Below are 14,154 nucleotides of genomic sequence, written 5' to 3' on the forward strand. Positions count from 1 at the left end.
TCCGGCCCCGGGGTCCCTTCCCGCTCAGAGGTCCGTGGCGATGATCTTCTCGATGTTCCGCTCGGCGAGTGCCGTGATCGTCACGAACGGATTGACGCTGGTGTTGCCGGGGATCAGCGCTCCGTCGATCACGTAGAGGCCGGTGTAGCCGCGCAGCCGGCCGTAGTTGTCGGTCGCCTTGTTCAGCACCGCGCCGCCCAGCGGGTGGTAGGTGAGGTGGTCGCCCCAGACCTTGTTGAGGCCGAACAGGTCGGACCGGTAGATCGTCCCCTCCTTCGCGTTGATCTTGTCGAAGATGGTCTTCGCCATGTCGATCGAGGGCTGCTTCCAGGCCGTCTGCCAGTTCAGCTCGACCTGGCCGGCGGCGGCGTTCCAGGTGAACTGGGCCCGGTTGGGGTTCTTGGTGATCGAGAGGTAGAAGGACGCGTACGTCTCGATCCCGGTCGGCAGCGGGGCCACCTCGGCGAAGGCGCCGCCCGCGTCCCAGTTGTCGATCCCGCCGCAGGGGATGGAGGCCTGCACCTTGCCGGTGGGGTCCCACATGTGGTTCGCGCGGCCGCACATGACGTTGCCGTTGTCGCCCCAGCCCTTGCCGATCTCATCGTTCAGGTTGGCCAGCGCGCCCGTGGCCTTCAGCCTGACCAGGAGCTTGCTGGTGCCCACGCTGCCCGCCGCGAAGAACACCTTGTCGGCGGTGACGGTCTTGGTGGCGACCACCGCACCGGTGGTGTCGAGCTGCTCCATGGCGACCGTGTAGCCGCCACCGCCCGAGGGGGAGACGGTGGTGACCCGGTGCAGTGGGGAGATGCTGACCTTGCCGGTCGCCTTCGCGGCGGCGATGTAGGTCTTCTGGAGGGACTTCTTGCCGGCGTTGTTGCCGTAGAGGATCTCGCCGGCGACCGCGGACTTGGGGACGGTCCCGGCCACCTCCTGCTTCATGTAGTCCCAGTCGTACACGTCCGGGACGAAGACGAAGGGGAATCCCGAGCGCTGGGCGTGCTTGCGGCCGACCCGGGCGAACTGGTAGCAGTCCACCGTCTCGAACCAGTTGGGGTCGATCAGGCCCACGCCGAGACCGGCGTTGGCGCGGGGGTAGTAGGTGTTGTACATCTCGTCGGCGTCCACCGAGGGCAGGATGGCGGCGAAGTTCTGCCGCTTGGGCGTCACCGCCATGCCGCCGTTGACGAGCGAGCCGCCGCCGACCCCGCGGCCCTGGTAGACGATGATCCCGCCCATCTCCTCGGCGTCGAGGATGCCCGTGTACTTGGGGACGGCCGAGTCGATGGGGAAGCCGAGGAAATTGCTGAGCGGTGCCTTGGTCTTGGTGCGCAGCCAGTACGAACGGTAGTCGGGCTTGGTGGTGTTGGCGAAGATCTTGCCGTCACTGCCGGGGGTGTCCCAGGCCATGCCCATCTCGATCATGTGCACGTCGACCCCGGCCTGGGCGAGCCGGAGCGCGGCGACCGAGCCGCCGTAGCCGGTGCCGATCACGAGGGCCGGGACATGGGCCCCGGAGTCGATCGGGGGGTTCGCCGCGGCCGCTGCGACGGCGTTTTTCGCCTGGGCCGGTGTGGTGTTGACCGCGAGGGCCACGGCTCCAAGAATAGAACCAGTTCCAGCGATGAATCCACGACGTGAAACGCCCTTGGAAACCTTGCTGTTCAGGCTTTTGTCACTCATGTGACCTTCCTCACTCTCGACGGAGTGAGAACAAGTTCTACTGTCGAGTGCTTGGTAAGTCACTACATACGACGAGGTAACTTCCGGCTCGTTCCGCTTGCCGCGCCGCCCGGCTTTCTCCCGACTGGCCCCCGAATTCGGTGGATCTTCAGGCCGCGCCGTGCCATGGTTGGTCCCACCGAAGGGGTGTAGCTCAGCTGGCCAGAGCAACGGTCTCCAAAACCGTAGGTCGCAGGTTCGACTCCTGCCGCCCCTGCCACCGCAAGACCCTCAGAGGCCCGTACCGGCGCGCAACCAGCCGGTGCGGGCCTCCGGCGCGTCCGGGGCCGGCGCCCGCTCCCGGGACGGGCGGGCGGGCGGGCGCGGCGACCGGCGTACCGGGCGAAAGGCGGCATCTGGCAGACTTGGCCGGGTTGTCCGGGCGGCGCAGGACAGGAAACCGGTGCGAATCCGGTGCGGTCCCGCCACTGTGACCGGGATCCCGACACGGGATCCCGGGAGTCAGACACTGACGCGCCGCCTCTTCACTTCGACCGGGGACGCGGATCCCCCGGAGAGGCCTTCCCATGTCGCGTTCCCGCGCAGCCCTGCGCTCCCTCGCCGCCCTCGCCCTGCTGACACCGCTCGCCGCCTGCGGCGCACCGGCCGGCGCGGAGCGGCCCGCCGCGGACGCCCGGCCCGCGCCCGGATTCCCGTACACCGTCACCAACTGCGGTGTCACCAGCACCTTCCAGGCGCCGCCGGAGCGGGCCGTCACCATGAACCAGCACGCCACCGAGATCATGCTCGCCCTCGGACTCCAGGACCGGATCGCGGGCACGGCCTACCTCGACGACTCGGTACTGCCCGCCTACCGGCCCGCCTACGACAAGATCAAGGTGCTGGCCGGGGAGTACCCGTCCAAGGAGGTCCTCCTCGGCGCCGACCCCGACTTCGTGTACGGCGGCTACGCCAGCGCCTTCGACAAGGCGCAGGGCCGCGACCGCGAAACCCTGGCGAAGTCCGGCATCAACTCCCGGCTGAGCGTGGAGTACTGCACGCGCGGACCGGTCGGCCTCGCACAGCTGAAGACCGAGATCACCGAGGTGGCGCGGACCTTCGGCGTGCCCGAACGCGGCGCCGCGCTCATCGGGGACGAGCAGCGCCGGGTCGACGCCGTCACCGCACGCGTCAAGGACGCGCCGAAGCCGTCCGTCTTCGTCTACGACTCCGGTGAGGGCTCCGCCTTCACCTCGGGCGGCGAGGGCATAGGCAACGAGATCGTCGCCCTCGCCGGGGGGACGAACGTCTTCGCCGACCTCAAGGACACCTTCGGCGACGTGTCGTGGGAGAAGGTCATCGAGCGGCGGCCCGAAGTCGTCCTCATCTACGACTACGGCGGGACCACCGTCGAGTCCAAGAAGCGGCGCCTGTTGAACGACCCGGCGCTGGCGCAGGTTCCCGCCATCAAGAACCAGCGTTTCGTCGTGCTGCCGCTGTCCTCCGCCGTCCTCGGCGTCCGCGTCGCCGACGCGGTCGAGTCCCTCGGCCGCCAGCTGCACCCCGACGCCGCGTGAAGCGGCGCCGGAGCGCCACCGTCCTCGTCCTGCTCGCCGTTCTGCTCGCCGCGTCGGCGGTGGCGGGGCTCGCGCTGGGCCCCGTACGGATCGGCCCCGGGAAGGTCCTCGACCTCGTGCTCGCCGGGCCCGGGGCGCGCGGCGGGGCCTTCGCCTCCATCGTGTGGGACGTCCGCATGCCGCGGGTGCTCCTCGGGACCGTCGTCGGCGCGGGGCTCGCGGTCGCGGGCGCCGTGCTCCAGGCCCTGGTCCGCAACCAGCTCGCCGATCCCTTCCTGCTCGGCGCCTCCTCGGGCGCCTCGGCGGGCGCCGTCCTCGTCCTCGTCTTCGGTACCGCCGCGGGCGCGGGAGCCGCCGGGTTCGCGGGCGGGGCCGGGGCGCCGCTCGCCGCGTTCGCCGGCTCCCTGGCCGCGCTCGTCGCCGTCTACGCGCTGGCCCGGCGCGGCGGCACGATGACCACCGGCCGGCTGATCCTGGCCGGAGTCGCCGTGCAGTACGTCCTGTCCGCGCTGACCAGCCTGGTGCTCGTGCTGTCCGCGCGCCCCGACCAGATCCGCTCCGTGCTCTTCTGGACCCTGGGCGGCCTCGGCGGCGCCCGTTGGGACGAACTGGCCCTGCCCGCCGGCGCGCTGTGCGCCGGCACCGCGCTGCTCGTCGCCCTGGCCCGGCCGCTCGACCTGCTGCTCGCGGGCGAGGAGGGCGCGCACACCCTCGGGCTCGACACCGGCCGGTTCCGGGCCGCCGTTTTCGTCCTCACCTCCCTCGTCATCGGCGTGCTGGTGGCCTACAGCGGGGCGATCGGCTTCGTCGGGCTGATGGTTCCGCACGCCGCCCGGATGGTGGTCGGCGCCGGGCACCGGGCCCTGCTGCCCGTCGCCGCGCTCGGCGGGGCCGTGTTCCTGACCCTGGCCGACCTCGTCGCCCGTACGGCGGCGGCGCCCGAGGAGATACCCGTCGGCGTGGTCACCGCGCTGGTGGGCGGGCCGTTCTTCCTGTGGATGCTGCGCAGGTCCGGCCGGAGCGAGGGAGTGGCCGGATGACGGGGCGCGCGCCGGCGGCGGCGAAGCCGGTGGAACTCGCCGTGGAGGCCGTGCGTTACGAGGTCGACGGGCAGGCCCTGCTGCACGGCGTCGACCTCACCGCCCGGCCCGGCGAAACGGTGGGAGTGGTCGGCCCGAACGGCAGCGGCAAGACCACGCTGCTGCGCTGCGTCTACGGCACCCTGCGGCCCTCCGGCGGCCGGGTCCTGCTCGACGGGGCGGACGCGGCCTCGCTCGGCGTCAAGGAACGCGCCCGGCGGGTGGCGGCGGTCCCGCAGGAGGCCGGCGGCACACTCGGGCTGACGGTCCGTGAGGTCGTCGCGATGGGACGTAGCCCGCACAAGCGGTTCTGGGAGCAGGACGGCCCGCAGGACGCCCTGCGCGTCGGCGCGGCCCTGGCGACCGTCGGCGCGGCCGCCTTCGCCGACCGGCGGTTCGACGGGCTCTCCGGCGGCGAACGCCAACGTGCCCTCGTCGCCCGCGCCCTCGTCCAGGAACCGGGCCTGCTCGCCCTGGACGAGCCGACGAACCACCTCGACATCCGCTTCCAGCTGGAGGTCCTGGGACTGGTGCGCGGGCTCCCCGCGACCGGTCTGCTGGTCCTGCACGACCTCAACCTCGCCGCGTCGTTCTGCGACCGGCTGTACGTACTGGAGGCCGGCCGGGTCGCCGCGTCGGGGACGCCGCACGAGGTGCTCACGGAGGACCTGCTGGCCGCGGTCTACGGCGTGCGCACGCGCATCGGCGTCCACCCGACCACGGGCGCCCCCAGCATCGTCTACCTGCCCTGAGCCCGCGCCCCGGCGCTCCCGGCGCTCCGGTCACGGGGCGCGGTGCGCGGCGGTTCAGCGGTTCAGCGGTCCGGCCGGGCCAGGCGCCGGAGCAGGGGGAGGGCCTGGTCGAGGGGGACCGCGTCGAAGAACGCGGCGTCGGCCCGTTCCACGGCCGCGATCGCCCGGGGCGCGAGCTCGGCGCCCGCCCCGGTGACCCGCAGCCGCTTGGCCCGGGTGTCGGCCGGGTCGACCTCGCGCGCGACGAGCCCCTTCTGCTCCAGGGCGCGCAGTACCTGCGAGGTCATCTTCACGTCGGTGCCGGCCTGACGGGCGAGGGCCAGCTGATTGGGCTGCTCGTCCTGGGAGTTGAGCCACCAGGTGCAGGCGAGCAGCACGAACTGCACGTGGGTGAGGCCGAGCGGTGCCAGCGCCGCGGTCATGTCGCGCTGCCAGCGCAGCGTGGCGTGCCAGAGCAGGAACCCGGGGCTGTCGGCCGGGCGCAGCGCCATCAGCGGACCACCGGTCCACCCGGGGCCTGCGGCCCGGCGGGCTCCGCGAGGGCGACCAGCGCGGACATGGTCTGCGGCCAGTCGGAAGTGATGCCCGGGCCGATCTCGGGGCCCGCCTCGTCCGCGCCCGTTCCGGTGATCTCCATCCGGTAGGTCACGCGGATCCGGCCCGGTCCGGCCGGGTCGATCCGGTGCAGGGTGCGCAGCAGGAGGCCGCCGAAGCGGGCCTCGTCGACGAAGAGTTCGTTCTCCAGGGCCTCGGAGACGACAAGCGGGACGGGGTCTTCGCCGGGCGGGGTCATCGTGATGCGCGTGCCCGCCGCGAACGGTCCGTCGATCTCGATCTTCTCGACCCCGTCGTTCCAGTCGGCCCAGCGCTCGACGTCGGCCCAGAGCCGCCACACCGATGCGGGGGTGGCGGTGGTCTCGACGCTGTGCTCGTACGTCCACATGGTGCGTGCTCCCTCGGGCGGTGGTCAGATCTTCTCTCCACAGATTATCTGTGCGCAGACTATCTGTCCAGGGGTGCCCGGGCCCCCGGGGTGTCCCGCGGCCCCCGAGGCGCACGCGCCGAGGGGCCCGGGGCGCTGCACGCGCCACGGGCCCCTCGGTGTCGGGCTTCGCTAGCCGCCGTACGGGCGGGTGATGATCTCCATCCCGTGCCCGTCCGGGTCCGGGAAGTAGACCCCGCGGCCGCCGTCGTTGTGGTTGATCTCGCCCGGCCGCTTGCCGTGCGGGTCGGCGAAGTGCGTGATGCCCGCCGACCGGATCTTCTCGAAGGCGGTGTCGAACTCGGCCTCCGACACGAGGAACGCGTAGTGCTGCGCCGCGATGGGCCCGTCCGGGAGGACGGCGAAGTCCAGGGTGACCCCGTTGGTGGTGGACACCGGAACGAACGGACCCCATTCGGGGCCGACTTCGAGGCCGAGGATGTCCGCGAGGAAGGCCGCGGACTTCCGGTTGTCACGGCAGAAGACGATGGTGTGGTTCAGCTGGACCGACATGAGTGAATGCCTCCGCAAGGCACGTCACGGACACCTCCATGCCTCACCCGGCCGGTGACCGACACGCGATGCCGCGGTCGTGATCCTAAACAGACCCCGCGGGGGAAGTCCACCGATATCGCCGCTCCGGCCGTCACGCCCGGCCGTACACCTCGTCGACGTTGTCCCGTGCCGGATGCGTCCGCCCGGCCGGACCCGCCGCGAAGACCCGCAGCAGATTCTCCGTCACCCGCCTGGTCAGCGCCCCGGAACGCGCGTCCAGGCCGTGATTGGCGCCGCCGCGCCCGTCGCCGGACGCGTCGAGGGCCTCGACCCACCGCATCGTGCCGGTCGCGAAGACCCCCGCTCCGCTCGGCACGGTGTAGTACGCCGTGTCCTGGTGGCTGGGCCGCCCCTCGCAGACCACGGGGGAGTGGGCCAGGATCTCGATCGGGCGGGGCGTCGGGAAACCGGTGCTGACCTTGTCGTACTCCACCCCGACCAGGTGCGCGAAACCGTCGCCGGCCTTCGCGCCCGTCCCCTCGAAGAGCCAGTGCCCCGGGTTCGTCACCACGTACGGGGCGTCCACCGGGTACCCGTCGTAGATCACGCCGAGCAGCGAGCTCTCCGGGTCGGCGGCGGGCGCCGAGCGGAAGTCCACCGTGGCCGGGTGACCCCGCTTGAATCCGGGGTCCTGGTCGTACGAGGACTTGTAGCAGACCACCGTGCGGTCCGGCCCGAGATCCGAGTCCTCCAGCCGGATCCGGCGGAAGCAGCAGTTGGCACCCAGGACCGCGATGTTCGTGCCCGCGTCCCGGGCCGCCGTGAAGTGGGCGCGCTGCTCCGGCGACCAGTACTCGTCGTGGCCGAGCGAGAGCACCGCCGTCGCCCCCTCCAGCAGCCGTTTCTCCCGCGCCACGTCCGTGGTCGTCGCGTACGCCAGGGGGATCCCGAGCCGCTCGGCCAGTGCGATCAGCGGGGCCTCGTACACGAGGAAGAGGCCCGCCCCGTCGTCGTACTCGTACGGCCGGTCGAAGGTCACGGCGAGCGAACGCGAGGCGTAACCGCCGCTCGGGCCGTCGTAACTTCCGTAGCCGCCCCACCGGTTGTACGCCTGCCAGGTCGCCACCGCGTTGACCGCCACCGTCCGTCCCGTCGTCGCCGCCGAACGGACGGTGAGCGGGACGAACCGCTGGCCCTCGCCGCCCTGGGCGTCGAGGCGCAGCAGGTAGCAGCCCTCCGGCCAGCCCTTGGTGTCCACGGAGGCGGTACGCGGCCACCGCGTACGGACCATCCTGGTCCCGGAGTCCACGGTGTGCCCGGGCTGGCGCACGCCCGGCAACGCCTCCGACCGCCAGACCAGCCGGGCCCGCGCCCCGCCGTACCAGCCCATCCGGTAGGCGGAGACGGTGAAACGGGGTGCGGTGGTCGACACGTGGAGGCCGAAGGACTCGCCGGGCAGGACGCTCACCCGGTCCGCGAACCCCTCGACGGCGCGGGCCGGACCTGCTGTGGTCACCTGCCAGTCGGCGTTCCCGGGCCGGGCGTTCTCCGCCGCGACGTCGAAACCGGCCGTGACCGGCGCCGACGGTCCGCCGCCCGGCCCGCGTCCCTGCCCGGCCCCGGATCCCTGCGCCGCGCCGCCGCCCCCGCCCGAACCGCAGCCCGCGACGGCGCCGAGCCCCGCGACCGTGGCCGCGCCCGTCGCGACGGCGAGGAAACGCCGCCTGCCCGTGCCGACGTCGACGCCGTCGCCCGCGTCCTCGGCCGCGCCGGCTATGTGCTCCTGATCCATGCGCGCACGCTATGTCATGCTCACTCCCCACCTCGAACCACCCCGCAACCGCACCGCCCGCCGGATCACCCGAGCCGCACCACCACCTCCTGGCCCGCCCCGGCCGTACCCGTCAGGTCACCGAAGTCCAGCCGCAGCCGTGACCCGGTGGCCGCCGAGACCAGACTCGCGGGCCGCGACAGGACCCCCGCGACGGGCCGGTTCCACGTCACCGTCAGCGCCGTCGCGGCCCGGGGCGGATCCGCCACGGACACCGTCGCGGTACCGTCGGCGCCCTCCCGCACCGTGACCGAGCACGGGGCACTCGCCGCCAGCGGCCCCGCCGAGCCGGACTGCCAGAAGTTGACGCCGGTGAACCCGAGGGAGGCCACCGACACCCCCTGGACCGTCTCCCCGTTGGCCAGGACGGTCAGCCACCCCGGCGCGGCGGCCCGCGCCGCGGTCTGGGCCGCACTGGCCCCCGGCAGCATCTGGTACGCGTATCCGGCGCCCGACGGGTCCGTGCCGTGGTCGTACCAGAGCGTGACGTAGCGCCGCGTCAGGGCGGTCGTGGAACTGCCCCGGTTCACCTCGCTCCAACGGCCGGTGCGCGCCTGACGAAGCGCCCTGACCGTGCCCGGCCCGTGCAGGACGTACCCTCCGAACCCCGCGAGATGGGCCCATCCGGGCGCCTGGAACACCCCGGACCAGCCCGGCGCCGACGGCTGCACGGCAGCGTTCACGGTCAGGGCGTGGGTTCCGGACGCCCCCAGATTGCGGTTGTCGACGACCGTCTCGACCACCGCACCGTCCGAGGCGCGGATCCCGGCCCCCAGACAGACCACCGTGTCGGCGAGGAAGAACCAGGACTTCCGGGCCTGGAGGGTGCTGCCCAGACCCCTCAGGTGCTGGCCCACCGAAGCGAACTCCCCGTCCGTGCTCCCGCCCACCCAGGTGGCGTCGGGCCGGGCGGCACCCCAGTCTCCGCCCGCGCCGTCGGCCAGCGCCTTGCGCACCACGGTCGTGCCGGGCAGCCGGTACGGGTCGACCGTGGGCCAGAACGCGTCCGCGTACTGGCCGTTGCCGTACGAGGCCCCCCACCAGGAGAGCATTCCGCTGCCGGTGTGCCACCCGCGCAGGTGCTCCCCGTTTCCCGTCTCGTAGTGGGCGATGCGCCGCGACGCCAGCGACAGGGAGGCCGCCCACTCCGGTCTGCGGTGCACGGCCCGGTCCATCGAGGAGAACAGCCGGTGCCCGACGGGCTCGGGCAGCGCCGCGGCCGAGGCGTCGGCCTCCAGCGAGGCCAGCCGGGCCAGCGAGGCCAGACCGAGGCTCCGGTCGGCGAGGGGGCGGCCGTAGTAGTCCCGGGCCGACCACCCCTTCACCAGCCCGCGCCAGCGCACCCGCTGCGCCGGGCCGGCCCCTTCGGCGAGCAGCAGGACGGCCGCCAGTACGGCGTGCCCCCGGGTGTGGTCGTCCTGCTGCACCCCGAGCGGGTCCGAGACGGAGACGCCCCGGCTGACCGCCCGCCCGGACACGCAGTCCATCACCAGGCCGTTGAACAGGAAGGGCGCCCAGGCCCGCTCCACCGCGTCGAAGACGATCTGGGCCCCGGGATCCGTGACCCGCCACGCGGTTCCCCCGAGCAGGGCGAACAGCAGACCCAGACCGCCCAGCAGCACCGCGCCGTACGTCCCGGTGTACGGCACCCAGCTGTGCTGGACGAACGACCCGTCGCGGTAGAGCCCGTCCCCCGAGGTCACGTACGGGAAGACCGGCGACAGGGCGTCCCGGGCCAGGGCCAGCTTCGCGGGATCCTCCCCGACCACCCCGCGCAGCGCCAGTACCCGGCACAGGTCGACGCGGTTCGCCCCCGTGCTCGTCCCGCCGTACACCGCCACCGCGGAGTCCGGCACGAAGTGGTCCACGGCTGCGCAGTACGCGGCGAGCCGCGCCGCCGGCACCACCTCGTACAGCAGGACGCACACGTCCAGCAGGGCCTGCGGTGCGCCGATCTGCCAGCAGAACCAGTTTCCGTACCGGACCTGGCCCGCGTGGTAGGCCTGGCCGTGGAGATGGTCGAGACCGGTCAGCAGCGCGGACAGCAGGGCGGCGTCACCGGTGAGGCCGGTGCCCGGCCGGACGTAGGCCTCCGTCATGGTCCGCAGCCGGTAGTAGCTCTGCATGAGCATCTCGGGGTCCGTCGCGAAGCCCAGATCGGGCCAGAGCGTTCCGGGCGCCGGGGCCATCGCCGTGAGCCAGCCCCGGGTCCGCTCGCCGAGCTCGGCCAGCCGCGAACGGAACGGTTCGACGGCGGCGGAGAACCCGCTTCCGAGGACCAGGTCCCGCCACACGGCGCGCAGGGCCGCGTACTCCCCCTCCCCGGTCCCGGCCACCGCCCGGCCCGCGGGCGTGCCCAGCAGCAGGGCGCCCGTGCCCGCGGCGGAGAGGAAGGCGCGCCGACTCCACTCTTCTGTCATCGCATGCTCCTTGTCCGATTCCCTGCCGACCCGGTCGGCCCGGCCGTCCACTCGCTCATTCGACGTGCTCGCGGTAGCGGTCGATCACCTCCCGGAGGACCTCCCGGCCGTCCCGGGCCCACAGCGCCGGAGCGAAGATCTCCACCTCCACCGGCCCCCGGTAGCCCGCCGCGTCGGCCATCTCGCGAAAGGCCCGCAGGTCGACGCAGCCGTCACCCAGCTGTCCCCGCCCCAGCAGCACGCCCTCGGGCAGGGGCGTCACCCAGTCGGCGACCTGTACGGACACGATCCGGCCGGCCTCGCCCGCCCGCCGCAGCTCCGCCGCCAACCGCTCGTCCCACCACAGGTGGTAGGAGTCGGCCACCACGCCCACCTGGTGTGCGGGGAACTGTTCGGCGATCTCCAGGGCCTGTCCCAGGGTGGAGACCACGCAGCGGTCCGCCGCGAACATCGGATGCAGCGGTTCGATCCCCAGCCGTACCCCGTGCTCCGCCGCCCAGGGAACCAGCTCACCCAGCACGCCGACGATCCTGCGCCGGGCCTCGAAGAGGTCGCGCTCGCCCGGCGCCAGCCCGCCCGAGACCAGGACCAGGGTGTCCGACCCGAGTGCGGCCGCCTCCTCGACGGCCCGCCGGTTGTCCTCCACGGCGGCCGCCCGCCCGGCAGGGTCGGCGGCCGTGAAGAACCCGCCGCGGCACAGGGAGCTGACGCGCAGCCCGGCGTCCGCGACCAGCTTCGCCGTCTCCCGCACCCCGAACCGGCGGACGGGATCCCGCCACAGGCCCACCGTGCCCACCCCGGCGTCCGCGCACCCGGCCACCAGCTCGGGCACGGACCACTGCCGGACCGTCTCCTGGTTGAGGCTCAGCCGCGCGGGCGCCGCCGCCCCGGTCACGAGGCCGCTCCGTGCTCCGCGAGGAGCCGGCGCATCCGGTCGGCCGCGAGCTCCGGATCGGGGAACAGGCCCAAGAGGTCGGCCCGCTCGTACGCCGTCGCCAGGTGGGGCAGCGAGCGGGCCGACTCCAGGCCGCCCAGCAGGGTGAAGTGCTCCTGGTACCCCGCCAGCCAGGCCAGCAGGACGATCCCCGTCTTGTAGTTCCGCGTCGGCGGGGCGAACAGGTGCCGGGCCAATGCCACGGTGGGATCGAGCAGTTCCCGGAACCCGGCGCCGTCCCCCCGGTCGAGGGCCAGCGCCGCCCGCGCGGCGAGCGGCGCGATCGGATCGAAGACGCCCAGCAGGGCGTCGCTGGCGAGCTCCCCGTCCCCGGCGATCAGCTGCGGATAGTGGTGGTCGTCCCCCGTGTAGCAGCGCACGCCCGCCGGCAGTCGGCGTCTGAGCCCGGTCTCCCGGTCCGCGTCCAACAGCGAGATCTTGATGCCGTCCACCTTCGCCGGATGCTCGGCGATGAGCTTGAGCACGAGGTCGGTGGCGTCGTCGAGGTCGTCGTGGCCCCAGTAGCCGGCCAGCCCGGGGTCGAACACCGGCCCCAGCCAGTGCAGTACGACCGGCCGCGCGCTCTGCCGCAGGAGCCCGCCGTACACCTCCAGGTAGTCCTCGGGGGCGCGGGCCGCCGAGACCAGGGCGCGGGAGGCCATCAGGACGGCTCCCGCACCGCAGGACTCGACGAACGCGAGCTGTTCCTCGTACGCGGCGGTGACCTCCGCGAGGGAGTGCACGCGGCCCGCGGACAGCTGGTCGGTGCCCGCACCACAGACGATCCGGCCTCCCACCGCCCGGGCCTCGGCTGCCGAGCGCCTGATCAGTTCCGCCGCCCCGGGCCAGTCCAGGCCCATGCCCCGCTGGGCGGTGTCCATGGCCTCCGCGACCCCGAGCCCCAGTCCCCACAGGCGGTGCCGGAAGGCCAGCGTCGCCTCCCAGTCGACCACCGGACCGCCCGCCCCGGAAGCGGAGGACGGCACGGCGGCCACATGGGCGGCCGCATGGAAGGTACGGCTGTGGGCCGGGGCGCAGGTGAACGGGCCCAGTGGATCGGTCGACGGGTGGTGCAGGCGGAATCCGCCGTCCTGGGCGGGGAGCCGGATGGCGTTCACAGCGCCACCTCGGGCACCGGCATCCTGCGTCCCTCGGCCGCGGATCGCAGCCCGAGCTCCGCCAGCTGTACTCCCCGCGCCCCCGCCAGCAGATCCCAGTGCCAGGGCTCGTCCCGCACGACGTGGCGCAGGAAGAGCTCCCACTGGGCCTTGAAGCCGTTGTCGGCGGGGTCGTTGTCCGGTACCTCCTGCCACTGGGCCCGGAACGGCTCGGTCTGCGCCAGATCCGGATTCCACACCGGCTTCGGAGTCGTCGCGCGGTGCTGGATCCGGCAGCCGCGCAGGCCCGCCACCGCCGAACCGTGCGTTCCGTCCACCTGGAACTCCACCAGCTCGTCGCGGTGCACCCGCACGGTCCAGGAGGAGTTGATCTGGGCGACCGTCCCGCCCTCCAGCTCGAAGATCCCGTAGGCGGCGTCGTCGGCGGTGGCCTCGTAGGGTTTGCCCTCCTCGTCCCAGCGCCGGCCGATGTGCGTCCGGGTGAGTGCCTGCACGGTGCTGACCCGGCCGAACAGTTCGTGCAGCAGGTACTCCCAGTGCGGGAACATGTCGGCGACGATGCCCCCGCCGTCCTGCCGGCGGTAGTTCCAGGAAGGGCGCTGGGCCCGCTGCCCGTCGCCCTCGAAGACCCAGTAGCCGAACTCCCCCCGAACGGAGAGGACCTCTCCGAAGAACCCGCTCTCGACCAGCCTTCGCAGCTTGAGCAGGCCGGGCAGGAACAGCTTGTCCTGCACCACTCCGTGCTTGACCCCGGTGGCGGCCGCCAGCCGGGCCAGCTCCCGCGCGGACTCGAAGGTCAGGGCCGTGGGCTTCTCGCAGTACACGTGTTTGCCGGCCGCCAGGGCCTCGCGGACCGCGGCCTCCCTGGCGGAGGTCACCTGGGCGTCGAAATAGACCTCCACCCCGGGATCGGCCAGTACGGCGGTGAGGTCGGTGCTGAAGTGGTCCAGGCCGTGCCGCTCGGCGATGGCGCGCAGCGCGCCCTCCCTGCGCCCGACGAGCACCGGCTCCGGCCACAGCACCGTCCCGTCGCCGAGGTCCAGGCCGCCCTGTTCGCGCAGCGCCAGCAGGGAGCGGACCAGATGCTGGCGGTAGCCCATCCGCCCGGTCACGCCGTTCATCGCGATCTTGATCGTCCTGCGTTCCATGCTGTCCACGTCCTTCGTCCGGCTCGTTTTCCTCACGATAGAAAGCGCTTTCTGTCCGTCAGATTAGGGCCGCAAGTCTCGCCCGCACAACACCCGTTCGAGCGATAGAAAGCGCTTTCTTAATCAGGCACACTGGAGATCCACACACGGATGACACGA

Annotated in this window: 12 protein-coding genes, 1 tRNA gene and 1 riboswitch; of the genes, 4 read left to right on the forward strand and 9 right to left on the reverse strand. The window is 72.8% G+C overall.

All coding sequences use genetic code 11. The features are described from left to right. Window positions 1-24: 24 nt before the first annotated feature. Complete coding sequence (locus tag ACGFXC_RS03370) at window positions 25-1,593, reverse strand: GMC oxidoreductase (RefSeq protein ID WP_393708982.1); 1,569 nt, start codon at window positions 1,591-1,593, stop codon at window positions 25-27. Between the two features lie 269 nt (window positions 1,594-1,862). On the opposite strand from ACGFXC_RS03370, the gene ACGFXC_RS03375 reads away from it, so the two are divergent. The 4 genes from ACGFXC_RS03375 to ACGFXC_RS03390 all read left to right on the forward strand — a co-directional run bounded on the left by ACGFXC_RS03375 (window position 1,863) and on the right by ACGFXC_RS03390 (window position 5,067). Continuing rightward, a tRNA-Trp gene (locus tag ACGFXC_RS03375) sits at window positions 1,863-1,939 on the forward strand. Window positions 1,940-2,074: 135 nt separating this feature from the next. Next, window positions 2,075-2,211, forward strand: a riboswitch (cobalamin riboswitch). 35 nt (window positions 2,212-2,246) lie between these two features. After that, a complete protein-coding gene (locus tag ACGFXC_RS03380; RefSeq protein WP_393708984.1) occupies window positions 2,247-3,236 on the forward strand; it encodes an ABC transporter substrate-binding protein in 990 nt (329 codons plus the stop codon). Next, window positions 3,233-4,276 carry a FecCD family ABC transporter permease gene (locus ACGFXC_RS03385; RefSeq protein WP_393708985.1) on the forward strand — a complete coding sequence of 348 codons (1,044 nt, stop codon included), beginning with the start codon at window positions 3,233-3,235 and terminating at the stop codon, window positions 4,274-4,276. Before ACGFXC_RS03380 ends, ACGFXC_RS03385 begins: the two co-directional genes overlap by 4 nt. Further along, the gene (locus tag ACGFXC_RS03390) at window positions 4,273-5,067 is read left to right on the forward strand and encodes an ABC transporter ATP-binding protein (protein WP_393708987.1); all 795 of its coding nucleotides are present in this window, start codon (window positions 4,273-4,275) and stop codon (window positions 5,065-5,067) included. The genes ACGFXC_RS03385 and ACGFXC_RS03390 overlap by 4 nt, the downstream gene beginning before the upstream one ends. 62 nt (window positions 5,068-5,129) lie before the next feature. Here the strand turns inward: ACGFXC_RS03390 and ACGFXC_RS03395 are convergent, their stop codons facing one another. The 8 genes from ACGFXC_RS03395 to ACGFXC_RS03430 form a co-directional block, all read right to left on the reverse strand. After that, on the reverse strand, window positions 5,130-5,558 hold the full coding sequence (locus tag ACGFXC_RS03395; protein WP_393708989.1) for a MarR family winged helix-turn-helix transcriptional regulator: 429 nt from the start codon (window positions 5,556-5,558) through the stop codon (window positions 5,130-5,132). Continuing rightward, entirely contained in the window at window positions 5,558-6,010 is a 453-nt protein-coding gene (locus ACGFXC_RS03400) for an SRPBCC family protein (RefSeq protein ID WP_393708991.1), read from the reverse strand. Before ACGFXC_RS03400 ends, ACGFXC_RS03395 begins: the two co-directional genes overlap by 1 nt. 171 nt (window positions 6,011-6,181) lie before the next feature. Continuing rightward, on the reverse strand, window positions 6,182-6,562 hold the full coding sequence (locus tag ACGFXC_RS03405; protein WP_393708993.1) for a VOC family protein: 381 nt from the start codon (window positions 6,560-6,562) through the stop codon (window positions 6,182-6,184). A gap of 133 nt (window positions 6,563-6,695) precedes the next feature. Further along, a complete protein-coding gene (locus tag ACGFXC_RS03410) occupies window positions 6,696-8,336 on the reverse strand; it encodes a N,N-dimethylformamidase beta subunit family domain-containing protein (RefSeq protein ID WP_393708995.1) in 1,641 nt (546 codons plus the stop codon). A gap of 65 nt (window positions 8,337-8,401) precedes the next feature. Next, a complete protein-coding gene (locus tag ACGFXC_RS03415) occupies window positions 8,402-10,795 on the reverse strand; it encodes a polysaccharide lyase 8 family protein (RefSeq protein WP_393708997.1) in 2,394 nt (797 codons plus the stop codon). A gap of 55 nt (window positions 10,796-10,850) precedes the next feature. After that, window positions 10,851-11,690, reverse strand: coding sequence for a sugar phosphate isomerase/epimerase family protein (locus tag ACGFXC_RS03420; protein WP_393708999.1), 840 nt, complete (start codon window positions 11,688-11,690; stop codon window positions 10,851-10,853). Further along, entirely contained in the window at window positions 11,687-12,847 is a 1,161-nt protein-coding gene (locus tag ACGFXC_RS03425; RefSeq protein WP_393709001.1) for a dihydrodipicolinate synthase family protein, read from the reverse strand. Before ACGFXC_RS03425 ends, ACGFXC_RS03420 begins: the two co-directional genes overlap by 4 nt. Next, complete coding sequence (locus tag ACGFXC_RS03430; RefSeq protein ID WP_393709003.1) at window positions 12,844-13,995, reverse strand: Gfo/Idh/MocA family protein; 1,152 nt, start codon at window positions 13,993-13,995, stop codon at window positions 12,844-12,846. Before ACGFXC_RS03430 ends, ACGFXC_RS03425 begins: the two co-directional genes overlap by 4 nt. Window positions 13,996-14,154 lie beyond the last annotated feature (159 nt).

This window comes from Streptomyces sp. NPDC048507, from assembly GCF_043199995.1.
Lineage (GTDB): Bacteria > Actinomycetota > Actinomycetes > Streptomycetales > Streptomycetaceae > Streptomyces.